At 51.6% G+C, this 25,202-nt stretch carries 23 protein-coding genes, 1 pseudogene and 1 riboswitch; of the genes and pseudogenes, 14 read left to right on the plus strand and 10 right to left on the minus strand.

Translation table 11 applies throughout. The features are described from left to right. Nucleotides 1-2,244 precede the first annotated feature (2,244 nt). From C1N58_RS21805 to C1N58_RS21815, 3 genes are all read right to left on the minus strand, one after another. Nucleotides 2,245-3,216, minus strand: coding sequence for a ParB family protein (locus C1N58_RS21805; protein ID WP_058702499.1), 972 nt, complete (start codon nucleotides 3,214-3,216; stop codon nucleotides 2,245-2,247). 7 nt (nucleotides 3,217-3,223) lie between these two features. Continuing rightward, complete coding sequence (locus tag C1N58_RS21810; RefSeq protein WP_394551024.1) at nucleotides 3,224-4,423, minus strand: AAA family ATPase; 1,200 nt, start codon at nucleotides 4,421-4,423, stop codon at nucleotides 3,224-3,226. Between the two features lie 1,840 nt (nucleotides 4,424-6,263). Then, nucleotides 6,264-7,193, minus strand: coding sequence for a RepB family plasmid replication initiator protein (locus C1N58_RS21815; protein WP_006122024.1), 930 nt, complete (start codon nucleotides 7,191-7,193; stop codon nucleotides 6,264-6,266). Between the two features lie 459 nt (nucleotides 7,194-7,652). Here C1N58_RS21815 and C1N58_RS21820 point away from each other — a divergent pair, with 459 nt between their 5' ends. After that, the gene (locus C1N58_RS21820) at nucleotides 7,653-9,023 is read left to right on the plus strand and encodes an aldehyde dehydrogenase family protein (protein ID WP_394564926.1); all 1,371 of its coding nucleotides are present in this window, start codon (nucleotides 7,653-7,655) and stop codon (nucleotides 9,021-9,023) included. Nucleotides 9,024-9,150: 127 nt separating this feature from the next. Here the strand turns inward: C1N58_RS21820 and zigA are convergent, their stop codons facing one another. Beyond that, nucleotides 9,151-10,383: a zinc metallochaperone GTPase ZigA gene (gene zigA, locus C1N58_RS21825; RefSeq protein WP_394564927.1), complete on the minus strand. Its 1,233-nt coding sequence runs from the start codon at nucleotides 10,381-10,383 to the stop codon at nucleotides 9,151-9,153. Between the two features lie 220 nt (nucleotides 10,384-10,603). Here zigA and C1N58_RS21830 point away from each other — a divergent pair, with 220 nt between their 5' ends. From C1N58_RS21830 to C1N58_RS21845, 4 genes are read left to right on the plus strand one after another with little or no spacing between them, the layout of a single operon-like run. Beyond that, nucleotides 10,604-12,130: an ABC transporter substrate-binding protein gene (locus C1N58_RS21830; protein ID WP_394564928.1), complete on the plus strand. Its 1,527-nt coding sequence runs from the start codon at nucleotides 10,604-10,606 to the stop codon at nucleotides 12,128-12,130. Beyond that, a complete protein-coding gene (locus tag C1N58_RS21835; protein ID WP_367144088.1) occupies nucleotides 12,130-13,065 on the plus strand; it encodes an ABC transporter permease in 936 nt (311 codons plus the stop codon). The genes C1N58_RS21830 and C1N58_RS21835 overlap by 1 nt, the downstream gene beginning before the upstream one ends. Beyond that, nucleotides 13,062-13,853, plus strand: a complete 792-nt coding sequence (locus C1N58_RS21840; protein ID WP_394551285.1) for an ABC transporter permease — start codon at nucleotides 13,062-13,064, stop codon at nucleotides 13,851-13,853. The genes C1N58_RS21835 and C1N58_RS21840 overlap by 4 nt, the downstream gene beginning before the upstream one ends. After that, the gene (locus C1N58_RS21845) at nucleotides 13,838-15,250 is read left to right on the plus strand and encodes an ABC transporter ATP-binding protein (protein WP_394551284.1); all 1,413 of its coding nucleotides are present in this window, start codon (nucleotides 13,838-13,840) and stop codon (nucleotides 15,248-15,250) included. The genes C1N58_RS21840 and C1N58_RS21845 overlap by 16 nt, the downstream gene beginning before the upstream one ends. Nucleotides 15,251-15,262: 12 nt before the next feature. Here C1N58_RS21845 and C1N58_RS21850 read toward each other — a convergent pair whose 3' ends face one another. Next, on the minus strand, nucleotides 15,263-15,811 hold the full coding sequence (locus C1N58_RS21850) for a helix-turn-helix domain-containing protein (protein ID WP_033742317.1): 549 nt from the start codon (nucleotides 15,809-15,811) through the stop codon (nucleotides 15,263-15,265). 102 nt (nucleotides 15,812-15,913) lie between these two features. Here C1N58_RS21850 and C1N58_RS21855 point away from each other — a divergent pair, with 102 nt between their 5' ends. The 6 genes from C1N58_RS21855 (at nucleotide 15,914) to C1N58_RS21880 (ending at nucleotide 20,091) form a co-directional block, all read left to right on the plus strand. Then, on the plus strand, nucleotides 15,914-16,579 hold the full coding sequence (locus C1N58_RS21855) for an AzlC family ABC transporter permease (RefSeq protein WP_039339577.1): 666 nt from the start codon (nucleotides 15,914-15,916) through the stop codon (nucleotides 16,577-16,579). Continuing rightward, nucleotides 16,576-16,896 carry an AzlD domain-containing protein gene (locus C1N58_RS21860; RefSeq protein WP_054634066.1) on the plus strand — a complete coding sequence of 107 codons (321 nt, stop codon included), beginning with the start codon at nucleotides 16,576-16,578 and terminating at the stop codon, nucleotides 16,894-16,896. The genes C1N58_RS21855 and C1N58_RS21860 overlap by 4 nt, the downstream gene beginning before the upstream one ends. Before the next feature lie 77 nt (nucleotides 16,897-16,973). Further along, nucleotides 16,974-17,093: riboswitch (TPP riboswitch) on the plus strand. A 138-nt stretch (nucleotides 17,094-17,231) separates the two neighbouring features. Next, nucleotides 17,232-18,176 (plus strand): FAD-dependent oxidoreductase, encoded by a 945-nt coding sequence (locus tag C1N58_RS21865; RefSeq protein WP_054687864.1) that lies wholly within the window; start codon nucleotides 17,232-17,234, stop codon nucleotides 18,174-18,176. Next, nucleotides 18,161-18,358 carry a sulfur carrier protein ThiS gene (gene thiS, locus C1N58_RS21870; protein WP_006122036.1) on the plus strand — a complete coding sequence of 66 codons (198 nt, stop codon included), beginning with the start codon at nucleotides 18,161-18,163 and terminating at the stop codon, nucleotides 18,356-18,358. The genes C1N58_RS21865 and thiS overlap by 16 nt, the downstream gene beginning before the upstream one ends. A 2-nt stretch (nucleotides 18,359-18,360) precedes the next feature. After that, entirely contained in the window at nucleotides 18,361-19,119 is a 759-nt protein-coding gene (locus C1N58_RS21875) for a thiazole synthase (RefSeq protein ID WP_054634068.1), read from the plus strand. Between the two features lie 9 nt (nucleotides 19,120-19,128). Then, a complete protein-coding gene (locus tag C1N58_RS21880) occupies nucleotides 19,129-20,091 on the plus strand; it encodes a HesA/MoeB/ThiF family protein (RefSeq protein ID WP_054634069.1) in 963 nt (320 codons plus the stop codon). A gap of 22 nt (nucleotides 20,092-20,113) precedes the next feature. Here C1N58_RS21880 and C1N58_RS21885 read toward each other — a convergent pair whose 3' ends face one another. The 3 genes from C1N58_RS21885 to C1N58_RS21895 are packed head-to-tail and all read right to left on the minus strand — an operon-like array spanning nucleotide 20,114 to nucleotide 21,667. Continuing rightward, nucleotides 20,114-20,578, minus strand: coding sequence for a GNAT family N-acetyltransferase (locus tag C1N58_RS21885; protein WP_006122039.1), 465 nt, complete (start codon nucleotides 20,576-20,578; stop codon nucleotides 20,114-20,116). Nucleotides 20,579-20,637: 59 nt separating this feature from the next. After that, nucleotides 20,638-21,240: a LysE family translocator gene (locus C1N58_RS21890; RefSeq protein ID WP_054634070.1), complete on the minus strand. Its 603-nt coding sequence runs from the start codon at nucleotides 21,238-21,240 to the stop codon at nucleotides 20,638-20,640. A gap of 52 nt (nucleotides 21,241-21,292) precedes the next feature. Beyond that, nucleotides 21,293-21,667 carry a VOC family protein gene (locus C1N58_RS21895; protein WP_006122041.1) on the minus strand — a complete coding sequence of 125 codons (375 nt, stop codon included), beginning with the start codon at nucleotides 21,665-21,667 and terminating at the stop codon, nucleotides 21,293-21,295. Between the two features lie 65 nt (nucleotides 21,668-21,732). Here C1N58_RS21895 and C1N58_RS21900 point away from each other — a divergent pair. Then, nucleotides 21,733-22,126, plus strand: a pseudogene (locus C1N58_RS21900) (YybH family protein). Nucleotides 22,127-22,143: 17 nt separating this feature from the next. Here the strand turns inward: C1N58_RS21900 and C1N58_RS21905 are convergent. Next, nucleotides 22,144-22,557 (minus strand): ASCH domain-containing protein, encoded by a 414-nt coding sequence (locus tag C1N58_RS21905; protein WP_006122042.1) that lies wholly within the window; start codon nucleotides 22,555-22,557, stop codon nucleotides 22,144-22,146. A gap of 59 nt (nucleotides 22,558-22,616) precedes the next feature. Beyond that, nucleotides 22,617-23,168, minus strand: a complete 552-nt coding sequence (locus C1N58_RS21910) for a DsbA family protein (RefSeq protein ID WP_054634072.1) — start codon at nucleotides 23,166-23,168, stop codon at nucleotides 22,617-22,619. 343 nt (nucleotides 23,169-23,511) lie between these two features. Here C1N58_RS21910 and C1N58_RS21915 point away from each other — a divergent pair, with 343 nt between their 5' ends. Further along, nucleotides 23,512-24,096, plus strand: coding sequence for a flavin reductase family protein (locus C1N58_RS21915; protein ID WP_058702484.1), 585 nt, complete (start codon nucleotides 23,512-23,514; stop codon nucleotides 24,094-24,096). 12 nt (nucleotides 24,097-24,108) lie between these two features. Further along, the gene (locus C1N58_RS21920) at nucleotides 24,109-25,125 is read left to right on the plus strand and encodes an NADPH-dependent aldehyde reductase Ahr (RefSeq protein WP_394564929.1); all 1,017 of its coding nucleotides are present in this window, start codon (nucleotides 24,109-24,111) and stop codon (nucleotides 25,123-25,125) included. The last annotated feature ends 77 nt before the right edge of the window (nucleotides 25,126-25,202 follow it).

The raw sequence follows: 25,202 nt of genomic DNA on the forward strand, positions 1-25,202 counted from the left end.
GGCTGGCTATTAATATTGCAGCGATCGCGCTTGTATTCATACTTATGAAAGCTTTTTGACATGCCATACAGATATGCCACATTGTCGTTGCGATACGAATAACAAACCGAGTGGCTGACGTTTCGCAGCTCACTTATCAGCCTTTCGCATACCTGTCATAACCAGAATTGCGGTTTATCTGCACAAGGCTTTCTCATTCAGACAAACTGGCTGTACCTGTCAAAAGGAACCTGATTAATTAATTCGTATTTCGCGTGGGCCTTGGTAAAAGGGATTCATTCAGAAACCCATGACATGTGAATTTCAGCCTGAAATCGCCAAAGAGAAGCACTGACTACAGTGAATGTTTGAGTATTCACTGTAGTCAGTTCGCGTGAACAGATGACTGCGTTATTGGCACACTTATTCTAGAAACAGATAAAAAGGACGGCTAACAGCGATGCTGCGGCGATGTTAAGATCGAAGCTAGTGGCAGCTCTAGACCGCTTGATATTAAGGTCATTGAGCCGGCCTGAAAGACAAGCGCGCTGAACATGAATCTCGGACAGCAATACGGGTACCGCAGGCTTGCGATATGCAGCAAGCCGCTAAAATGTCACGGTCATCTTAGCTGGACGCGCATTTTATAGTGCCGTGATTTATTAATTTTAACTTTTACCCGATTTCGCTTTGCGGCCTTCCGGATTATATTAATTCTGAATTTCTTTAATAACGATGCGAGTCAGTTTCAGCGTGGTGAGTTGTAAAACATTGACTCAGGCGCGTAACCGCATTCACAGCTTAGCTTTTAGCGTCCGCCCGGAAAGGTTGATGACCAAATTTCAGCCTGAAATCGCCAAACTCATCTTGCACACTGATTACAGTGAACATGTAGCAGGCGTCCACTGTAATCAGTAATCAACTGCATTTTTACACACAGCCCCTTCAGGCTAAGCGAGAGATTTCATGTCAGTGCCATACTCATCCCAGGCTGCGCATCGCGCCATAAGTAAACGACATATTCCTGACTAACAGCGGTATCAATGCGTGGCAAGTGATTCACTGTAATCTGTAGTGTGAAGCATTGGCAAGCGTTAAAGCCTGAGCAACATGCTCATGGCACCAGAATACTGATTACAGTGAATTCAATATTAAAACCTGAGCTCTCATCGCGTTGTCCTTTTGAACATGATTAGTCGGAGCAGATGTAATGAGCCTTTCTTCGTTTTCAAAAAGTGAGATTCAAGCCAATGAATGTGTCACCTGTATTCAAGTGCCTGAAACGTTTTGCGGCCGATTCAACAGCAATGATACTGACGCAACCCGCAGACTTAAGCGGTTTTTATTGACACACCCCGAATTTGCATCATAAGTCACAGCGCCTTACAGAAAACGGGGTGATATCATTTGTCTCACCTTTCCTCACTCGCTGGCGCCAGTCCTACAGTGTGCGGTCGACTACAGGCTTCACTTTTAAAGGAAGAAGGGATGAGGGCGTTAATCAGTGTGTGAGAGAGATGCGGGCAAAGTCTTGATGGTGCCATGCATCGACAACTTTGGCTTACTCATTACCAAACACTTTCCCGTTAGTACATCATCATTCAGAGTGATTTATCCATCACAGCCACAGTTATCCACTTTTTCTGTGGATAACTAAGGGATATTTTCTGTATATCGTCATTATTGATAATTTTATTGTTTATCAGATTTTCTCGCGGCAAATAAGTTTAGTCATGATATGGTGTCAGCTCATATCAATGAGGTTTACATTGCTGGCAGATTCAGAAAAATTTCAGGGTGAAATCGCCAAAAAAAAGCTATATAATACAAGTAGATATAAGAGAAAATCGCAAATTTATCGCCGTCATGGTGCTACATTAAAGCATTCCATCATTCCTTCAAACTTTCCTTTTAGTACGAACAGTCGAGAGAAAGCCTGTAGAGCTGATAAATGCGGAAGCGGTTGAACAAATATCACCCATAAGATGGGTTTGAGACCTGATTTGTAAGCGTCAGGCTTTCATTACAGTCTCACAGATCGTGCACAATTTCGACCAGCACAGCCAAGACCCGAAACCGAATTTCGGGCGAAATTTTACGGCACTGAGATAAAAAAACTTATTTTTCAATATATTAATATCGACAAGGAAGATTATTAGATGGCGATTTCAGCCTGAAATTGCGAGTGTAAATAGCAGCATAAACAAGGCAGGAAGGGAGGAAAGAAACCAGGCAAAGGCTATTTGCCTGGTCAGGGTTAGACGCTCATCGTGTCATGAATTTTTTCAGGGTTTCTGATATCACTTTATCCAGCTCATCCTGCAGCTCTTTAGACTGGCGATTAAATTCATAACTGAACATCCTTCCTCGCGTTTTTTTACGCGCAAAACGATCTTTATCTGCGAAAGACCACAACGCAATGGCAGTGGTTTTGTCTTTTTCGGGCTCTTTAATCAACGTCTGGCTGCCCTGACGGATTAAGCGAAGAATATTATTCTTTAGCTCATCTTCAGCTAAATTTTCACGCGCTCTGACCACATCGATTTCAGCAGAAATCGCATTAATCAATGCGTCAACTGACTGCCCTGTTTCACTGAGCTTGTCTGAAGCCTGGAGCAGAGCTTTATAATCAGGATAAGTCAGTTCAGATTGATTGGGGAAAAGCGAAATCAGATCGGCAGGCACACTCGCCGCCTGTAATGCACGGGTCACTTTAGCCTGAGACAGACCCTGATTTTCAGCAATTTCCTTTTGTGAAAGTCCGCCTTCTTTAAGCGCAAGCAAACGCATGCCGACTTCACGTAAATTATGTTCGCGCGCCGTCTGTATATCCTGTGCAAGCTTGCGTGCCTCATCGGGCGTGATTGCAGCATCGGTAACCAACACATCAAGACCGGTTTTACAGTGCAACGCTGCGGCCCGTCGCCTTGAACCATCCAGTATCTCGATACGTTCGTCATGCATGATGCCAATGGCAGGAAAAAACTGCTGGAGTTTGATGGTACGAATAATGTCGCGTAATGAATCGGGTGTGAGACCAGACTGGTCGCGACCATTGGTTTCCATATTTACGAAGGTTTTAGCAGCCACTTCGCTGGCAGGTATATGATTAAACCTGAACACGGCGCGTTTCCCCGTCGAAAGCACAAAGGTTTGTGAGGGGAGTTCAGAGGATTTTTCGGTAGTTAACGGCGTCTGGCTGAAGGTTCGACCAATCGTTATTCTTTTTGCACTCATAAAAACCTCAGTTCAGGCGAATAAATTCGATGCGGTCAAAAACCGCTTTTGCAAAATCTTCAGCGGCAGAACGCGCATTTTTTAACGCTTCGCTGCTGCCCACATAGGTGGATGGATTGGCAGATATAACGGTGTCAAATGACTCTCCACAGCGTTCAAAACCATCCAGTCGCGGAAGCGTTGCATCTAACATATCGCCGCCAAAAATTTCTTTAGCAAGACTGTGACACAGCTTATGGTCAGCTTTATTCGAGAGTTTCGACATAAAGCCGATATTTCCCTGAAGGCGACACTCTGCCCCCGATTCTTCAATGATGCCAATCAACTCAGGTAAACGCGTCAGATATTTGAGAGTGGAATGAAAATCCACCTGTGCAGGCGGCACCGGCGTCATCAGAAGATCAGAAGCAGCAATCGCGTTCTTTAAAAAGGCATCCAGATGGGGACCACTGTCGATGAAGATAAAGTCGTAATCTTTTTTGAGTTTTGAGACAACATTGTCATAAAGCACTGAATGAACATTCTGTCCAGAAAGATGCGTGGCACAGAGCTCATCCCAGCTAGATGCAATAAACGCATCATCGATGGAGGCGGGCAGCACATCCACGCCTGGTATGATGGACGATACGATAAACTCATTCACCAGCTCGTCACGACTTACGTTCTGTAGCATGGCCTGCGCGGCCGTAGCCTCAACTAAACCGACTGAGCGTTCATGATTTAAAAACATGGTTGCTGAGGATTGTGGGTCAAGATCGATAACCAGAATGCGCAGGTCTTCATAGAGCAGGTGAGGGTGAGCGCGAAGCGCATGCGCCAGAGAAACTGTCGAAACGGTTTTAGATACGCCGCCTTTTAAATTTCCGACAAACAAAGTAAAGGCTTCAGGATGGCGATCACGGTATTTCGGTACGCCGCGATGGTGATAAATATCAATGATATTCTGTATGGACATGGCGTACTTGACCGAACTTCCCGCAGCGCGCTTATCAAACTGGTAGCCACTTTCTTCCATCTCATTGACAGCATAATCCACACTGGCGCGGGTTAATTTTGGCAGTTTAGCCAGCGCAGCCTTCGCATAAATCTGGTAATAACTGTTTTCCTGTAACTCAAGCTTTTGCGCCTGAATTTGTTCAGTAAGGCTCAATAGCATCCGTTCAGAACGCTGAGCAACTTTCATGACCTGACTGTCATCGTTAGCCATACTTACTCCAGATATGTAGGATTTACGACTTTATACCTAAATCCTGCACATCGGGCAACAATTTATCTTATAAACGCTATCCTGTGTTTAATGCTGAACTTATGATTTATGTGACGCTATACACATAATTTACTGTAATAAGCATCTGCGATGCGTTCAGGAGTGGACTATACAGGTGGATGAACTTAATCCGTCTCGCCCATAAAACTGGACAAAGATACCGTGAGGCTATCTTCGCTCGGTTTATACAGTAAAAGTAGAACGTCAGTACGTACAACGAGAAGCGAACATTCACTGTAATCAGTAAAGCCCGCCGATCACATGAGCGCAAAACAGCGTAGCAGAGGGTCAGCAGCTACCGTGCTTGTGGCGTCACTGCTGGCGAATGTATTTAACTGGCATCTGACCAGCAGGTGCCTTTTAACCTGCATTCGTTCACTGTAATCAGTAAAAGATTCACTGTATTCAGTAGAGGATGAGCACCGATCGTGTGGCCAGAATCAGGATGACAGACAGCCAAAACAGCACAGCAGGTGATTCAGCATCAATATCTGTTACTCAGGCTCAGCGGGGTGTTCTGGACCCATCCTGTGTTCACTGAAGCAAGCTGTGTCTCAATGCTAACTCTCTAAAAATCTGACAGAACGAACATATACATCCGCAATGTTCACTATAATCAGTATCCCTTCCAGCTGCCTGCAGATGAAAAGCCTGACCACAGAGATGCCGCTGTTTGCCACACGACTTGCTTCTGTCGCAACAGATGTGGAAAGGCATCGACTAAAACATTCACTGTAATCAGTAAGCGATGCTGGGCCAGCTTCAAGGCCGTGCCTGGCGATAAAGACGTAGCGATACAGACCGTAACGAGCCTTTAGCGAAAAATAAACAGGGAAAGGGAATGACGTAAACATTCACTGTAATCAGTAGCAGAAACCCATACCAGCGTGGCAGTCTTTGTTGTCGGGTAAAGAAGTCCGGAGAGGCTTCATCAGCCCGGCCCCCTGAATATTCACTGTAATCAGTAACACATGCAGCCTTCAGAAGGAGAAAATACTCATGGCATCAGGCTAGAAAGGCTATAAGAATGATACACTTCCCAGTAACATTCACTGTAATCAGTAAACGCCCTGATCTGAATCAGCCTCTGCCTGACATTCTGGTCCATCCATGACACGTCGATAGCATTCACTGTAATCAGTAAACGTAGCTGCCACCGTCAGTAATCTGGATCTAACTCCTGAACGTTCACTGTAATCAGCAGGAACCTCGCGACGAACAAAAGACAGATTCACTGGAATCAGTAAGTGCATTTTGTCGGCTTAACCCGTCATAACATTCACTGTAATCAGCGTACCACTAACCCTGTCACTTTTTTTCTGTGATTGTTCATTAATGCCAACGTGTTCAACCCTGCGTTGTCTAACCCCAAAAAATACAAATAAAATCAATTAATTAATAACAAGATTCACTATAATCAGTTATATCATTCTTCACAAACGTACACTGTAATCAGTGGAAGACAGGACGCTAGTAAACGCAGCCAGTATTCACTGTAATCAGTAAGACGAGGCAAAAAAGGATAAGCAGAAAATCAATAAAATAATAGTAAGCACACACTTACTTATAAGTTATTGAAAAGATAGTAAAAAAAGACAAGATGACAGGCGTTTCAGCAGCATAACTTCCGGCGCGTTACTGACTATAGTGAATGCCGCTGATTACAGTGAATGATTGTAGGTAAGGAGTGAAAGAAGTATATGAACTGGCGTGCAGTGTCACTTTTTCGTTAAAAGTGACACTGCAACGCAAAACTTACTGATTACAGTAAATGCGCGCGCTATTCTTCAAATTCAATGTCTTCAAGGGTATCAATGCCTTCAAGATTGCCGATACCATCCAGTTTAGGCGTTCTGCTGTGGATAATGAAAAACACAGAGCGTCCGCGTTTGACTTCAGAATAGTCGAGATAGCCAATCTCTTTAAGCTGCTCCATTGCGCGTCGCACAACGTGGTTCTGCGTCGTAATTTTAGATCCTAAATTCAGGCGCATACGCAGGCGTGCCAGTGATATAGGCGCAGGGTTGGTGGGAAGGCTCTCAAGGAACGTATAGAGCGCCTGAGCCGATTCTTTACGTTTCAGACGGGAGATGGCGCGTAGCTGAAGTAAAACCTTGTGATCGAAGTTATAAAGCTCAAAAAGCTTGGGATCAGCTTGTATGCGAACAATATCTTTTTCACGATCATAGTAGGCAGACTGAACAAGGTGCGTGTGATAGGCCTTACCGTTTCCTTCAAAGGACAGCGTATTGGTCGCAATTCGCCGTAGGGATGCATCAAGCCGCTTACGTAAGGCAGCAGAAGAGTTTGCTGAAGGTATCCCACACATTTTAACGAAATCGATAAAGGGCAGCGTGACCGTATCGCCCTGAGTAGGATAACGCGAAAAAGACTGGATGATGCCTGCCCATGTCTTGAAATCATTATCCATATCCAGCCTGGCACCGGTGATGGTAATCTTTTCATACCCTTCCGCTTTCACCAGCGAGAGATTTTTAAGTTCTTTCGTCGCATCGGTGGACGCCATCGCGCCTGAAATCCCGCGCGCGGTGGATTTAAGCGTTGGTACAAACAGTCCCAGTCGCATCAAGGCAACAGGCTGAACAGTGTTATTTTTATTGGGATGAAGCTGAATAACTTCACCGCTGTTTTTGGTCACAGACAGAAAAGGCTCTAGTAACGCTTTGTTTTCACTATCTTTATCTGCCATGGGATAAGATCTTCATTCTGTGGATGAAAAGGATCGTTTTCTGATTACAGTGAACATTAGCACTGATTATAGTGAACTTTCTACAGTGTGTAGTGAATAAAGTACTGATTACAGTGAATAGTTTGCTGATTACAGTGAACACCAACCCCCTCTCAGCCCTTGTGTGGTGCGGCCTGCAGCGATCGGGGATCTCTTTGGTTCTATTATGGATCTCTCTATGATCGTTATATAGGAACTATTCACTGTATAAGTGGATAACTCAGCAATAACAGATCATAGTGATGTTTATCTGAATAGCTTTTTTTTTAAAAACGATAAGGTAACTGCCACCAGCCCCGGACAAACGCACTCACTCGCACCTTCATTTTTCAGAAACAAGTTCATCACTATTATTCATTTTTCATCAGCATTACGACGGCGTATGGTGACAGAATTTCGTCATTAATAAGGATCACGATCATGACTGACTTTGCCATTTCCCGTAATCCAACAACGGGTGAAATTCTTGCAAAATATCCAATGCAAACCGCTTCTGAACTGGAGCAGACGTTAGACTCAAGTGCCAAGGCCAATAAAGCTTGGCGGCAAAGCAGCATGGACATGCGTGTCAACGTACTTCGTCAACTGAGTGAACAACTTCGCCAGCGTGAGCCAGAACTGACGCGAATGATAACCCTGGAAATGGGTAAACCTGTTGCACAGGCTAGAGCAGAGATCCTGAAATGTGCCAGTTTGTGTGACTGGTACGCTGAGTTTGGCCCTGCCATGCTGCAAGACCAACCCTCACAGATTCCCGATGCGTGGCAGTCATTCCGTCCAATCGGGACTATCCTGGCGGTAATGCCCTGGAATTTCCCCTTCTGGCAGGTTCTGCGTGGTGCTGTAGGGATGCTGCTGGCGGGTAACACTTATCTGCTGAAACACGCCCCTAATGTCATGGGAAGCGCAATGCTGATGGCAGAGCTGTTCGATGCTACAGATTTGCCTGGAGGCGGTTTTAACCTGATAAACGTCGATAACGAGGGCGTTTCAACCGCAATCCGGGATGATCGCATCGCAGCGGTCGCAGTAACAGGCAGCGTCCGGGCGGGTGCCGCTATTGCTGCACAGGCGGGTGCGGCGCTGAAAAAAACCGTGCTGGAGTTAGGTGGTTCAGATCCTTTCATCGTGCTGGCTGATGCTGATCTTGATGAAGCCGTTAAATCCGCAGTTACAGGCCGTTTCCAGAACACCGGGCAGGTTTGTATGGCAGCGAAACGCTTTATCGTTGAAGCGCCGATTGTGGAAGCGTTTGAAATGCGTTTTGTTGAAGCCGTTAAGGCGCTTAAAATCGGCGATCCGCTAGATGAACAAACGTACATTGGCCCAATGGCCCGTTACGATCTCCGCGATGAACTGGATGAACAGGTCAAAGCGAGTCTGCGTGAAGGTGCACGTCTGGTGTTAGGTGGCGAAAAAATAGCAGGGCAGGGCAATTATTATGCACCGACGCTCCTGTCTGATGTAACAAGTGACATGACAGCATTCAGGCAAGAGCTTTTTGGGCCTGTCGCCGCTATCGCAGTCGCCCGTGATGCGGATCATGCGCTGGAAATCGCTAATAACAGCGAATTCGGACTCAGTGCAACGGTATGGACGAACAACACCGATCGTGCTGAGCAGATGACGGCAAACCTTGAAGTGGGTGCTGTATTTATCAATGGCAATGGTGCATCAGATCCACGCGTGACTATCGGTGGCGTGAAGAAGAGCGGCTATGGTCGTGAGTTATCGCACTTTGGCGTCCATGAGTTCTGTAATATTCAGACAGTCTGGAAAAACCGGCGCTAACCAGTATTTTATTATCCCCTGAGTCTACACCGGCGCAGCAGTGCGCCGGCTTACTGTCTTTTCCCATCGGATAACAACATTGATTTCTGCCTGACACAAAACAGGATCCTTTGCAGAAAAAGATCCGTTACGATTCTGCGTCATCGAACCAGCCGGGCAGGGGATCGGAAAGCGTCACCCAGTATCCCGGCCCCGCCGCCATTTCCTGAGGGGTTAACAAGGCGTGATCAAGCGCAGCACGCACTGCCGTTTCATCCATATCGATGCCGATAAAAACCAGTTCCTGTCGTGCATCGCCTGTCCCGTCTATCCAGTTGTCGGCAATAAACGCGAGGGATTCACTGTCCTGTGGCCATTTATCACGCGGGATACTGGCCCACCAGCTGCCTGCATAGCCATGCCGGGCTATCGCACCCGCCTGAGACCACGACGCTGCATATTCAGGACGGCTGGCCAGCCAGAAATAACCTTTCGAACGAATCACCCCCTCAAGCTGATGATTAACCGCATGCCAGAATCGTTCAGGATGAAACGGACGCCTTGCGCGATAGACAAAGCTACGAATACCGTACTCTTCTGTTTCTGGCTGATGCTCGCCGCGAAGTTCTTTTAGCCAGCCTGGTGCCTGAGCCGCCTGGTCAAAGTCAAACAGGCCGGTATCCAGTACCTGATCGAGCGGAACATTACCAAAATGGCTGGTGATAATGCGCGCCCGTGGATTCAACCTGTGCAGCATCGCTTTGAGCGTGCGTTGATCCTCATGGCTGATAAGATCGGTTTTGTTCACAATCAAAACATCGCAAAATTCAATCTGATCGATCAGCAAATCCACAACCGAGCGCTCATCCTCTTCGCCCAGTGATTCGCCACGCGCCTGTAAGGAGTCCAGTGAACGGTAGTCACGAAGAAAGTTATAACCATCCACAACAGTGATCATGGTATCCAGCCTTGCCACCGTCGACAGGCTTTCACCTTCTTCATCGGCAAAGTTAAACGTTTCGGCAACGGGCAGCGGTTCGGAAATGCCGGTTGATTCAATGACCAGATGGTCGAAACGACCTTCCGACGCCAGCCGTTTCACCTCCAGCAAAAGATCCTCACGTAGTGTGCAACAGATGCAGCCGTTGCTCATTTCCACCAGCTTTTCATCCGTACGAGACAGTGCCGCACCGCCATTACGTACTAAGGCTGCATCAATGTTGACTTCCGACATGTCATTGACAATCACGGCGATGCGCCTGCCTTCACGGTTATTGAGGATATGGTTGAGAAGGGTGGTTTTGCCTGCCCCGAGAAAGCCGGACAGCACGGAAACGGGCAAACGTTTGTCTGTGGGCGATGAAAGAGAGTGGCCTGACATGAAGTGATCCTTAAATGGCGAATATATTATGTTATAACATAACAAAAAAGCGGCCATTTTCAATATGCTTTGTTGGATTCAGGGTTTCCATTTCTTTGCTGTTAAGACTGAAAGCGAGCAGGCTGATGCGACTGGCTGAGCGTTAAACGGGTTCATATTTTAATCGTTATGTTATAACATAATTAATCCTGGGAAACATTATGTGGTAAACAGACATATCATGACACAATTCAAATACTGGTTTTTCGGTACGCTTACTGGCCTGCTGTTTGCGTCATTAAGTGCTTACGCCGATCGCAATCAGCCCGTTCGCATTGCCGCACCTTTCGAGATTAAAGGTCCCGATCCCGCCCTTTCAGGCGACATTCTGCTTCGTATGGATGTGGTCGAAACGCTGGTGGAAACGGATGAGAAAGGCAAGGCGGTACCCGCGTTAGCCGAAAGCTGGGACATTTCGCCTGATGGGCTGCAATGGCATTTTACGCTACGGAGCAACGCCCATTTTCATGATGGATCGCCTGTTACTGCTGAGAGCGTCGTAAAATCGCTGAATACCGCCCGCAGTAAGCCAGGTTTACTCGACAAAGCACCCATTACGTCGGTCAGCGGAGAAGATCGGCGTGTGACGGTCACGCTGAGCGAGCCTTTCACGCCGCTGCTGGCAGTGCTGGCTGAAAGCCGTTCGCAAATCCTCGCGCTGAGTTCTTGGGACGATACCAATACCATTACGCGCGTCATCGGCAGTGGTCCTTTCCAGCTCGTCAGTTTTCAGCCACCTCAGTCACTGAGTGTAAAACGGTTTGAAGGATACTGGGGAGAGAAACCCAGCATTGAACGTGCCCGTTATTTGTCCGCGGGTCGGGCCGAAACGCGCGCATTACTTGCAGAAAGTGGTGATGCGGATTACGTCTTTAATCTGGACGCCGCCAGCCGTCAGCGCTTGTCACACAAAAGTTCACTACAGGTGCTTACCGTTTCCGTACCCCGTACGGTGATGCTGAAGCTGAACGTCGCTCATCCGTTCCTGAAGGAACAAACCACGCGCGAAGCGCTCAGCCTGGCGATCAATCGGAATGCGCTGTCTGCGGCCATATTACGCTATCCCGGTGCGGCAACACAGATGTTCCCGCCCTCTATGGCCGGGTGGCACAACGCGTCTTTACAGCCTCTGGATTATGCTCCTCAGCGTGCCGCCGCCTTACTGGCACAGTCCGGATGGATGTCCGGCCGGGACGGCATGTTAACCCGCGCTGGCCAGCGCTTTACCCTCACGCTGCTGACATATCCCGATCGCCCCGAGCTGCCCTTAATCGCCATGGTCATTCAGCAACAACTGCGAGAGGTCGGAATCGAGGTCATCATCAATTCAACCAATTCCAGTGAGATACCCGCGCGTCATCATGATGGCAGCCTGCAAATGGCGCTCTATGCCCGTAATTTCGCCCTGACGCCGGATCCTGGCGGCACGCTACTTCAGGATTACGGTTCGCAGGGAGGTGACTGGGGCGCAATGAACTGGCACGACAACGCGTTTGATAAGGCGCTCAGCACGCTTTCACGTAGCAACGATCCTGATCAACGACAGCCGGCAAGAGCGGTCATCACCGCCGCATTACAGCGTGATTTACCGGTTATTCCGGTTGCCTGGTACCAGCAGTCAGCAGCAGTAAACGCGAAGCTCGCCGCCATAAAACTGGATCCCTTTGAACGCCATTTTGGCCTGCGTGAAATGAAATGGACGGAATAATGCTTAAACAACTCGTCTGGCGCCTGGGTCAGGCTGCCTTTGTGATTTTTGCCGTCGGTATTTTAACGTTCGTTTTAGTACAGGCGTTACCGGGCGATATGGCATGGCGCATTGCGTCGGGACGATATGGTTATGACCGGGTCGACCTGGCGGCGGTTACCCGCGTGCAGCAACAGCTGACGGACTTTTCCGCTCAGGGAAATGCACTATGGCACTGGATGTGGGATCTGCTGCGCTTCGATTTCGGGCGATCTCTCGTCTCAGGCGAGCCGGTCAGCAGTGAGCTGGGCTGGCAGTTAACACAAACCCTTGCTCTGGCCGGTGTAGCACTGCTGATGATGTTGATTCTCATTATTCCTGCGGGGGTCTGGGCAGGATGTCGGCCGGGCGGTGTTATTGATCGGCTCATTAACGTGCTGGCACCCACGTTTAAATCGATTCCACATTTTGCCCTGGGTTTACTTCTGATTATGTTGTTTTCGCTGCGCCTGAACTGGCTACCCAGTGCGGGGCATGGGGAAGGGCAACATGTCATCCTGCCGGCGCTGACGCTGGCATTAACGCTGAGCGCGGTAGGGGCGCGTGTTGTCCGTGAGGCAACCTGTCAGGCTGTGAAAGCAGGCTGGTATCGCTGGGGAGCGCAAAAGGGCCTTTCCGCGCCGTACCTGTTTTTGCGACATGGTTTGCGCAATCTCAGTGTCCCTGTCGTCACCTGGATAGGCATGCAGTTCGTCTGGTTAGTGGAAGGTGTGGTGGTGATCGAAACTCTTTTTGCCTGGCCAGGTGTCGGACACGCGCTGGTACATGCGATTTTTGCCCGGGATGTTCCGGTGATTCAGGCCAGTGCGGTGGTACTGGGATTGACCTTTGTCACCTTAAATATGGTTGTCGATGGCGTGTGTTATGTCCTGGATCCCCGAGGTAAACGCGTATGACGTACCGCCAAAAAACGGGGCTGCTGATAATTTTAACCTTGCTGGCCTTTGCATGGCTGATGCCGTTGTTGAATCAGAACGATCCCCTGCAGCAGGATTTGTTACAGATGTTAACGCCGCCATCGGGTAACGCGTGGCTGGGTTATGACCATTTAGGGCGTTCGATGCTGGCGCGCCTGAGTGCGGCGCTGAGATTGTCGCTGGGGCTGGCGGCCCTGTGTGTGATTACAGCAATGCTCATGGGGCTGCTGGCGGGAATAGCCAGCGCCTGGTACGGCGGATGGGTCGATCGACTTTTCGGTATGCTGGCCGACATGTGTCTGGCGCTGCCGGGCCTGCTGTTAGTCCTGCTGCTCGCCGCAATCGCACCTGACGCGCCGCTCATGTTATGGCTGGGACTTTCACTGGTACTGTGGGTGGAATTTTTCCGTGTGACGCGCGCCACGCTGCGGCCTGTGGTCATGTCGCCAGCCGTTCAGTCATCTTCACTGCTTGGCTTCTCCATTGTTTATCTCTTTCGCCGACATCTTTGGCCGGCCCTGTCTCCGTTATTGCTGACACTGACCGTCTATGCATTCAGCAATGCCATTATGGCCGTATCGGCGCTGGGATTTATCAGTGTTGGCGTTCGTCCACCCACACCTGAGCTGGGCCTGATGATGACGGAGCTGTTCCCCTATACCTGGGAAGCGCCCTGGCTATTACTGCAGCCTGTGGTTGTGCTGTTTATCCTGCTGGTGGGGCTGAATTTGTTGGTCAACAAGGAGCGCAAATGGCAAGTATCGTAATCAAACAGGTCGCCGTCTTCGCGGATACCTGCATTGTTGAGCCTGTAAGTCTGAGCATCCATCCCGGCAGGCCCGTCACCTTCATTGGTGAGACAGGATCGGGAAAAAGTTTGTTTGCGCAGGCGATTTTCGGCACCTTACCCGACGGACTGAGGGCTGAAGGAACAGTAGTCATTGACGGGCAGCAATATAATCTGCAAACCGATCTGACAGCACTCCGTGCGCTGTGGGGACACCGTATTGCCGCGTTACCTCAGGAGCCCTTGCTGGCGCTTGATCCGACGATGCGTGTGAAAGGCCAGACAGAAGAGGGTTATCGGTACATACAGGGGTACACGCGTCAGGGCGCACAGCAGGCGGCAGGTTTGGCGCTGGACTCGCTGGGGCTGGCCCACGCGGCAGAGCGTTTCCCCTGGCAGCTTTCCGGTGGAATGGCCCAACGGGTGTGCTTTGCCGCTGCGCGGGCGGGCGGTGCCACTCTGCTTATCGCGGATGAACCGACGAAAGGACTGGATGTGGCGCGACGGGACGAAATTGGTGACATGCTCAACCTGGCCGTAGCCCGCGGCGAAGCCTTGCTGACCATCACCCATGATATCGCGCTGGCCAGGCAGTTAGGCGGTGACATTGTCGTGATGCATAAGGGAAAGGTGATTGAGCAGGGCAATGCCACGCAAGTCCTGAATGCGCCGCAGAAGGCTTATACGAAACAGTTGCTGGCCGCCGAACCCCATGCCTGGCCACCAGCCACGTTGTTGCCCTGTGATGACACCCTCGTATTACGGGCCGAAGGGCTTACTCTGAAACGCGCCGGGAAAACGTTGTTCCGCAATGTAAATTTATGCTTTCGCGCCGGTGAAATCGTTGGGCTTTATGGTGAGAGCGGCAGTGGCAAAAGCAGCCTGGGAGATACGCTATCGGGCTTGATTAAGCCCGATAAGGGAACGATAACCCGACCGGGCAGGTTTCATCCGTTGCGTTATCAAAAACTGTACCAGGATCCTTCTGCGGTTTTTCCACCGGATATCACTATGGCCCAGATCATCGACGATCTGCTGCAGCGCCACACAATTCCGGTGAGGCGACGTGATGAGCGGATGCGCCAATTGGGGCTCGGACAGGCGTTGTTACACCGTCCGGCTTCAGGATTGTCAGGCGGTGAGCTTCAGCGGTTTTCGCTGCTTCGGGCGATGTTGCTGAATCCCGTGTTCCTGTTTGCCGATGAACCCACGTCGCGTCTCGATCCTGTGGTTCAGCAACAGACGCTGGCCTTACTGACTGATCTGGCCATGCAGCAACGCTGCGCCATTCTGCTGGTCAGTCATGATCTCACGCTACTTGAGAGGAGTGCACATCGGGTCATTTCCCTTGATGCGATTAGCCTGCCTGATGACTGAGGCAGAGCACCCTCAGATGTGCTCCATGACCAGCACGGCCAGCGTATCCGGCTCCAGCGCACGAAAAATATGTTCAGTGTCGCCGGGATAGCTGATGTAGTCGCCCGGTGCCAGTTCGACGGGCGAGTCTGTGGGCCCGACCAGCGCGCGTCCCTGAGTCAAGATGAGATGCTCAATGGTGTTCGGCGAATGCGGTTGCGAGCGGCGCTCGCTGCCGGGCTGGATGTTTAGCAGATAGATATCCCGGCGCGCGCCGGGCGGACAGGTTGCCAGCAGGACGGCTTTATAATCCGCCTGCTCGGCGGCAACGGCAGGGCCTTCACCGCGACGAATAACCTGCAGGCGGTTCGCTTCCGGCTCCATCAGGCGGGCAAACGGAATATTCAGGGCAACGCAAAGTGACCACAACGTCTCAATGCCAGGATTACCGTTCCCCGCCTCAAGTTGAGAGAGGGTCGATTTTGCTATGCCGGCCCGACGCGCGACTTCTGCAAGTGTCAGTCCTGCCCGCTGGCGCTCTCTGACTAAACTGCTGGCGATAATATCAATGGGTGTACTCATCCTGCATCCTGTTCGTTATGGCGAACATATCGTTCATCTTGTAATGCTGCTGCGGTCCGTTCATTATAATGGGTATATCGTTCGTTATGGGATCTAATCGTGATGCTGGATAAAAAAGAGACGCTGGACAAGGGCGTGATAAAAGCCATTTTCCTTGTCTGTCTTGCCGATGGCATTGTTGGCCTGTCATATGGTTCGCTCGCTCTTGCAGAGGGTTTTCCGTTTTGGGTGCCGCTGGCGTTATCGACGTTGGTGCTGGCGGGGGCGTCTGAATTCCTGTTTATCGGTATCGTGGCGGGCGGTGGCAGTCCTCTCACGGCGGCAGCGGCGGGGCTGTTGGTCAATGCGCGTCATCTTCCTTTTGGTATCACTGTCAAGGATTTGGTCGGTCAGGGCAGACGGGGTCTGCTAGGATGCCACATCATGAATGACGAAAGTGTCGTGTTTGGCATTTCCCAGCCTACGCTGGCGCAACGTCGCCAGGCATTCTGGATATGCGGCATCAGTATTGGCGTGATCTGGCCTGTGACCGTAATGGCTGGCGCGGCGATAGGGCAGTTTATTCCGAATGTGTCTGCTATCGGCCTGGATGCGGTCTTTCCCGCGATCCTGATTGCGCTGATCTTTCCTGCCTTACGCAAAGCGCGCACCCGCATTCCTGCTATGACTGGTGCGTTTTTGTCGCTGGTGGTCACGCCTTTCGTACCTGCCGGTATGCCCGTATTGTTTTCCTTGCTGGGCCTCTTTACATGGAGATCGCGCAAATGAATCACGCCATGATTATTGCAGGTATTGCGTTGCTGGCTGCTGGCACCTACGCCATCCGTTTCGCGGGTGTTAAACTCGGCAATCGTCTGCCCGTCAGTGAACGAACCCAAAACATGTTATCCGATGCTGCCACTATACTGCTGCTTGCGGTTGCGGCAACCACCACGCTGTTTGAAGGCCAGCATTTTGCAGGGATGGCCAGAGTGCTGGGCGTCGGGTTTGCCCTGTTCCTTGCCTGGCGTAGAGCTCCGCTGATTTTCATTATTCTGGGCGCGGCCTGCATGACGGCGTTGTTGCGCTATATGGGTGTACCCTGAATGCGCTATTTATCTTGCCGGACCCGGCGATAAATTGCGTGTCAGCCTTGACGAACAGCGTCGCTTAAAATACAACTAGAACCCGTCAGGGGAGTCTCGCCAGAGAGACTGAGAGGCTAATAGCGCCATGCGCGGCTTAGCGACCCTTAGAACCTGACCCAGTTGATACTGGCGTAGGAAGACGGGCATCTGCGCATCGCGTAGATGCTTGCCGCAGAGCCTGTTTCTGTCAGGCTTGTGCTTTTTCCCTTCTTGTATCGCGGGTCTCTGAGAGCTAACAGAGAGGCCAATGTGACTATCCTTATTCCGTTTTTACCCCATCAGGATGGCGGACAATGAGCCGCTGGTCAGTGCTGGGCAGCGGTGTATCCGGACTCTGTATCGCGACGTTACTGGCCGAACACGGCGAGAAGGTTGAAGTCATTACACGACCGAATTGTCAGGCGGCGTCCCACTGGGCTGGCGGCATGCTGGCACCCTGGTGTGAGGCAGAAAGTGCGCCTCAGCAGGTCGTTGAATGGGGACAGCACGCTGCAGCGTGGTGGGCAGCCCGCGTAAGTGGCGTTGAACAGCAGGGCACACTCGTACTCACGCCACCGCGTGACAGCGCCGAACTTACCCGGTTTGCCAGCATGACCCTAGCGCATCAGTGGGTTGCGCCAGGTGACATCGAACCCGCGCTGGAAAACCGCTTCGCCCGGGGATTATTTTTCCCGGCTGAAGCGCATCTCGATCCGCGTCAGGCAATGCAACAGTTACGTGCACGTCTGGTCAGCGCGGGCGTCAGTATTCACGCTGGCAAGCCCAGCGGACGCATTATTGATTGCCGCGGTATTCATGCGCGTGAGGCACAGCCAGCCTTGCGTGCGGTGCGGGGCGAAATGCTAATACTGCAAACGGATGAGATCACGTTTTCCCGACCTTTACGCCTGCTGCATCCCCGTTTTCCTTGCTATCTGGTTCCCCGGGCGCAGGGGCACTTTATGCTCGGGGCCACCATGGTTGAGAGTCAGGATACCAGCCCCATCAGCGCGCGCGCCATGATGGAGCTGCTGAGCGCTGCTTACAGCATTCATCCTGCGCTTGCCGAAGCGCGCATTATCGAAAGCGGGACGGGGTTACGTCCTGCTTATCACGACAACCTCCCCGACGTGCGTTATGAAAACGGTGTCTTTTCCATTAACGGTATGTATCGCCATGGCTTTTTGCTGGCACCGGTTATGGCCGAAAAGCTCATGCATCAACTTGCAACAGAGAGACTACTATGCGAATCGAACTAAATGGTCGTGCTATCGAGACGAAAGCCGGGACGCTTGCGGAGTTGTTAGAAGAGCAGGGTATTGACGCTGGCTGTGTGGCCAGTGCCCTCGATGGAACCTTTGTTCCCAGAGAGCGCTATGCCTCGCAGTTGCTTGAGGCCAACTGCCGTCTGGAAGTGCTGTCGCCAATGCAGGGAGGTTGATCATGTTTTACGACTACAAGGGCGACTCCCGTTTTTTACTGGGTACGGCCGGTTATCCCTCACCGGATATTCTTCAGCAGGCTGTTGTGGCCTCCGGTGCGGATATCATCACGGTCAGTCTGCGTCGGGAAGGGAATCAGGGTGGGGCCTTTCGCGATTTACTGAAAACGCTGAATAAGCGCGTGTTACCCAATACAGCGGGTTGCCATACCGTCAGGGAAGCCGTCACGACGGCGCATATGGCGCGCGAACTGTTTGCCACGCCATGGATCAAACTGGAAGTGATCGGGCACGCGGATACCCTGCAACCGGATCCTTTCGCCCTGGTGGAGGCCGCCCGTATTTTATGTGCCGAAGGTTTTCATGTTTTTCCTTACACCACAGAAGATCTGATTGTGGGCGAAAAACTGCTGGAAGCGGGCTGTCAGGTGCTGATGCCCTGGGGCGCGCCCATTGGCTCGGGGCAGGGGCTACGCAATATTGACGGTTTACGCACCATGCGTGCCTGGTTTAAAGACGTTCCGCTGATCATTGACGCGGGTATCGGTGCTCCCAGCCAGGCGGCGCAGGCGATGGAGCTGGGCTTTGATGCCGTGTTGCTGAATACCGCCGTCGCGAAATCCCACGATCCGGTACGCATGGCGGGAGCGTTTGCCAGTGCCATTCAGTCAGGACATCAGGCGCGGTTGGCCGGCATGATGGAACGTCGGGATATGGCGGTCGCCTCCACGCCCGTTTTTGGTCTGGCGCAGTTCAGTTAAGGAGCGAAAATGTCGCGATATCAAAGACAGACTATGTTGCCCGAAGTCGGGGATGAGGGGCAGCAGGCGCTGGCTGCAGCCCGCGTTCTGGTCGTGGGCGCGGGTGGACTCGCGTCAACCCTGTTGCCCCTGCTCGCAGGTGCCGGCGTGGGCTATATTCGGCTGTATGATCATGATGTCGTGACGCTGCATAATTTGCATCGCCAGACGTTGTTTACCGTTGCCGACATTGGCGAGCCCAAGGTTTTCTGCGCGCAGCGTGCGCTGGCGCAACGCAATCCTGACATACTCATCGAGCCGCATGTTGATGCCCTTCGTGCCAGCATTATCGATACGGCAATGACAGGGATTGATTTGGTCATTGACGCCGCAGACAATTTTGCAGTGACCTATCTGCTCTCCGACAACTGCTATGCCCGACGAATTCCCCTGGTGAGTGCCTCAGTGCTGGGAAGACAAGGCTATGTTGGCGGATTCTGCGGCGGAGCGCCCAGCTATCGCGCGCTGTTTCCCCGTTTACCCAAAGCATCAGGCAACTGCAACACTGCGGGGGTTTTAGGCCCGGCGGTCGCCACCTTAGGCGCCATGCAGGCTCAGATGTCGCTCAGCATACTGCTAACGCTGTCGCCGTCACCGTTAGGGGGCATGATCAACTGTGATTTTGTGTCATGGCAACTGCGTCAGTTCCGCTTTGACGCGGCACCGGAACCGGAAAAACCCGGGATTCCGTTTATTGATCCTGCCTTGTTGACGCCAGACGACTGCGTGGTGGAGCTACGTGGGATGGATGAAGCCCCCGTGAGCGTCAGCACGAATGCTGAGAGGCTACTGCCACAGGATATTGCCTGCTGGCAGCCGCCCGCGGATAAGCGCATTGTTCTGGTCTGCGCCAGCGGCATGCGTGCCGCTCAGGCCGCGCAGGCACTGGAAGCGCGTGGCTGTGAGCGGCTGGCCATCATCGCCGACCGCTAAATCTGACGGAAAAGCAGGCTTATCAGGCCCGGTCTGAACGACGGGCCTGATAGATATCGGGTCGGGTAATCGTCCAGGCGTAATCGGGCCGGTTGACGGGCTCGTAACCGAACTTTTTATATAGCCATGGCGCGGTTGAGGTGAACAGTAGCATCCTGCGAAGTTTATCCACGATGGGATGGGACTGACAGCAGGTAATCAGCCAACCTCCCAGACCTGCGCCCTGATACTCTTCCAGCACGTAGACATCACATAAATAGGCAAAGGTGGCGTAATCAGTAACAAAGCGTGCAAATCCGATCTGCTGTTGATGATGAAAAAGGCCAAAATTTAAGCTGTTCTCTACCGACAGGGCCACGGTTTCTCCATCAATACCGGCTGCCCATGTTGAGCGGGTGAGATAGCGATGAATCGCCTCAATATCCATCCTTGCGCGATCTGTCGTGATCAGATAATCGTCTTTATACCATTGCTGAACGGCTACCATCTGTTTCCCCCTGCCTTCCGATATGAATGAAAGTTATGATGACCGCGTTGAACGCACGATCAGGATACCAGGTTGTGTACGGCAATCACTATCAGCAAAAGGCCCCCTGCCATGTTTACATAGCGTTTCAGAACAACGGGATTCACGCTTTGCGCTGAAAAAACCAGTAGCTGGCTGATAAGCGTGAGCCAGAGACACATCACTACAATGTGCACGGTGGCCAGGCTCAGGAAGGCAGCCAAATCGGTTCTGTCGCCTGTAAACTGGGAAACCACCGTCAGATAAAACAGGATAGCTTTAGGGTTAATGACGTTGGCCAGCCAGGCGCCTTTTATCGTCACCGCGCTGTCCATAGCGTTCAGCGTAAAGGTTTTTGTCTTTATCCCGGTGATAAACAGCAGTCCGCCAAGCCACAGTAAATAAACGCCCCCCACGATTTTTAACCAGGTGAACAGTGTGGATGACGCCACCAGCGCCGTCGACAGCCCCAGTCCAATCAGCAGCGCGTGCGTGTAAATACCCAGCGCAGTGCCGAACAGTGTTTTAAACAAGCCTCTGTAGCCTGATGTAAGTGCACTGTTCATCGCCAGAGTGAAACTCGCCCCAGGTGACAGCGCAATCGGCAACAGTGCAGGCAGAAAGCCAGCGAGATTAATATCCAACGGCTCTCCGTTTACAAGGCTTTTTCGCTGCGTGTACAGAACCGGTCATACACTATGACGGATTGTAAAAAGCACACAGCTTGTTACCGGTGGGATCTCTGAGATAAGCGACACAGCGACCATCGGTTTCTCTGATATGCGGTGGGGATTCAGCCGAGGTTCCGCCGTTTTCGAGACCCTGCTGATGCCAGCGGAAGACGGCGTCAGATGAGGGCATCGCAAAGCCGATGGTTCCGCCATTGGCAAAGGTGGCGGGTTGACCATTAATGGGCTTAGTGACAATAAAACGCTGGTTATTTTTCGAATAAAAAGGGCGGCCTATGGCATCAATTCCCTGCTCTTCACACGCTATTACGGCAAAAATGGCGTCATAGAATTTTTTAGCCTGTTCAATATCGTCTGTACCAACAACCATATGACTAAACATGATTAACTCCTTTTAACATCGGTAAGCATATACTTAACATACCCGCAATGTGTGCGGAAGAGCTGATGAATGAGCTACCTGTTTTACAGGTTATCAGACGATGCGACAGGGCGATGACTTCCCGTGGTTACGATGCATTGATGCAGCACTATTCATAGGATGCCTGCCTGATGATAAAGCCGGGAATGACGGTAACGCGCAAAGCCGCCATGCGTCGTGCTTTTAAGGCCATTGTTCAGGATAAGCGTGTGGTTGAGCAGGGCAGAATGGCGGTCATTGAGGGGGGAAACGGCGCTGGTGATCATGGAAACCGTGCTGCGTGATCCCTGTCAGCAGGAAAACCATGTTGAAACGACCCGGCGCGCCACCTATGTGTTTCGCCGGGACCGTGATGGTCAATGGCGCTGCACCGTTGATTCGGCCTGCTGCCGCGGAATGAAACCGCCCGTTCGGATGTAATACGAACGGGCGGTTAGTCAGATGACTTCCACCAGCTGGAAGGTTTCAAAGATCAGCTCCATTTCGGGACTGAATCCGCCGTTGCGCTGGAAGAAGCGTTGATGTTCACGCTGCCAGTACTCAAGACTCAGGTCGCCTTCTCCTTCCATCATGGCCATTTCCGGCGTGACGCGATCAAAGCGCGTCAGAAAAAGCCCGGTCGTTCTGACGACGCACAGCGGTTTTTTCTCGCCATCTAAAATAATGTTGTAACCGCCAGGCAGCGGCCTGACGTCGTCATCGTACCAGCCCTGCAGCGAGCTGCAGGTGGCGATTTTCTTCCCGGTCAGGACCAGGGTCGCCAGTTCATTCGCCAGCTCAGGTGAATCGCCAAATGACCACGACAGTGCGCCAGGATATTTAGCCTTTATTTGTTCCACATTCATTGTCATGGGAATATTACGTCCGTTTATGGGTTATCCACTCAGTTTGTGTGCATCGCAGGGGAATATCAGGCCAGAAGGCGTTCTGCCCACTGTTCAACCGAATCGCCGCTGCCGATATCGGGCTGGACCAGACCATTAATCATGAAGGTTGGCGAAACATGAATACCGTTCTGACGGGCATACTTACAGTGCCATTTCACCAGATTTTGTAAGTCAGGGCGATCGAAAGCCGCATAAGCATCAACGCCGCTGTAATCCCTGAGCCGTGCCAGGAGTTGGTTCGGCGTGGTGTCCATGTTAGGACCACGGCAGTGGTCAGTGAACTCAAACGCTTCGCGGTGATCGGCCACCGCCTGGAGGACGGCTTTAGCCGCCGCTTTACCTTGTACTGAGGCGGCAAGAATATAGCGCACAATAACCCCGGAATACATATGCCAGGGCTGGGACTGAAGATGGACTTTAAGCGTCATCTTATTTTCTCCGACCAGGCTAAGGAGCGCATCCAGCTTATTGAAAGCCCGAACGGAGAAAGGGCAGGTGGGCTCGATAAAAACTTCAAAAAGATGAGGCCCATGACCCCAGGTAAGCGGTTCTGCCCGTAGTGTTTCAGTGTTCATAGCGGCTCCTGTTGTAAAGCATAAAAGTTGGCTTCAATGACTGTGACAAACTTAGCCAGGTTCTGCCAGCGCAGACCTTATTTTTAACCGATAAGGATTAATCTCATTTCTCCCACATCAAACCAAACCAAACTAGAATTAGCTATCCGGCGGTTTCGCTTTAAAGGCCAGCACTATCAGATTTCATCAATGTTAAATCATGATATTAAACATTATTTTTAACGTTAAGGCACAAAGCGGCAAACTGAAGCGAAATAAAAGCCGCTAAGGTAACGCGCTTTATTCCCTGATATTGGGGTTCAGTCGCGTCATTTATGCCTGGTTCAGGTCTGAGGAACACTGCATGTCGCATTTTCGTCCGGTAGCGCTGGAACACGCAAGCCGTCTGCTTAATCACGGTCCCACGGTGTTAATTACCAGTCGCGACAGTCAGTCAAAGCGCCGCAACATCATGGCCGCAGCCTGGTCGGTACCCGTTGAGTTCACACCAGCAAGAATGGCTATCGTTGTGGATAAATCCACATTGTCACGTGAGATCATTGAAGCCAGCGGGGCATTTGGCATTTGTGTACCGGCGGCGGGTTTTGTGGATATGGCTTATGCGGTGGGCAGCACGTCCGGGCGCGATCAGGACAAGTTTGCCGACTTCGCTATTCAGGCACACGAAAGTCCGCACTATGGCGTGCCGTTGCTGGAAGAGAGCTGTGTCGCGTGGATGGAGTGCCGTCTGCTGCCTGAAACGGAAGCGCAACAGGCCTATGACACGCTGTTTGGTGAGGTGATCACTGCGGCGGCTGACAGCCGGGTATTTTATGACGGCCGCTGGCATTTCGAGGCCGTGGATCCCGCGCTCCATACATTACATCATCTTGGCGGTGGTCAGTTCGTGACCGTTGCGAATACGCTGACTGCCAAATCAACGCGTTAAAAGAGGTACAGAATGACAATTAAGAGTTACGCAGCCATGCAGGCGGGACAAGCGCTGGAGCGTTACGACTATGATCCCGGCCCGTTGGACGCTGAAGATGTTGAAGTCGAGGTTGAGTATTGTGGTGTCTGTCACTCCGACCTGTCGATGATCGATAACGAGTGGGGAATTTCGGCTTATCCCGTGGTTGCTGGTCATGAGGTCATCGGACGCGTAGCCGCACTGGGCGACAGTGCAAAAAATAAAGGGCTGAAAGTTGGTCAGCGCGTGGGCATTGGCTGGACGGCCAAGAGCTGCCAGCACTGCGATCCCTGCATCAGTGGCGATCACGTTAACTGTGCACAGGGTACGACGACGACCATCGGCAACCACGGCGGTTTCGCTGAGAAGCTGCGTGCTAACTGGCAATGGGTCATTCCGCTGCCGGAAAAACTGGATCCTGCCACGGCAGGCCCACTGCTCTGCGGCGGTATCACGGTATTTAAGCCTCTGCTGATGCACAACATCACGGCGATGAGCCGGGTTGGTGTGATCGGGATTGGTGGACTGGGTCATATCGCCATTAAAATCCTGCATGCCATGGGGGCGGAAGTAACGGCGTTCAGTTCATCTGAAAGCAAAAAGCAGGCTATCCTCGACATGGGGGCAGACCATGTGGTGAACAGTCGCGATCCCGAGGCGCTGAAAGCGCTGGCCGGTCAGTTCGATCTGATTATCAGCACTGTCGCGGTCGATCTTGACTGGCAGCCTTACTTTGCGGCACTGGCTCCTCGCGGCAAGTTCCATACAGTCGGCGCGGTGCTGAAACCTTTCGATGTCCCGGCTTTTAGTCTGATTCTGGGCGACCGTGCCGTTACTGGCTCGTCAACAGGCTCTCCGGCTCAGTTACGTTCACTGCTGAAGCTGGCTGGTCGTGCAGATATCGCCCCGACGGTAGAGTGCTTCCCAATGTCCAAAATTAACGATGCGCTGGCGCACGTACGCGCGGGTAAAGCCAATTACCGCGTGGTTCTGAAGGCAGATTTCTGATGCCAGGCGCGCCTTTCTGGCGCGCCTTTTCTCTTTCCCGTAAGTAGACGGGCTAATCTCTGTTAAAATTAACTCCT

This window comes from Pantoea sp. SGAir0180 (assembly GCF_043546245.1).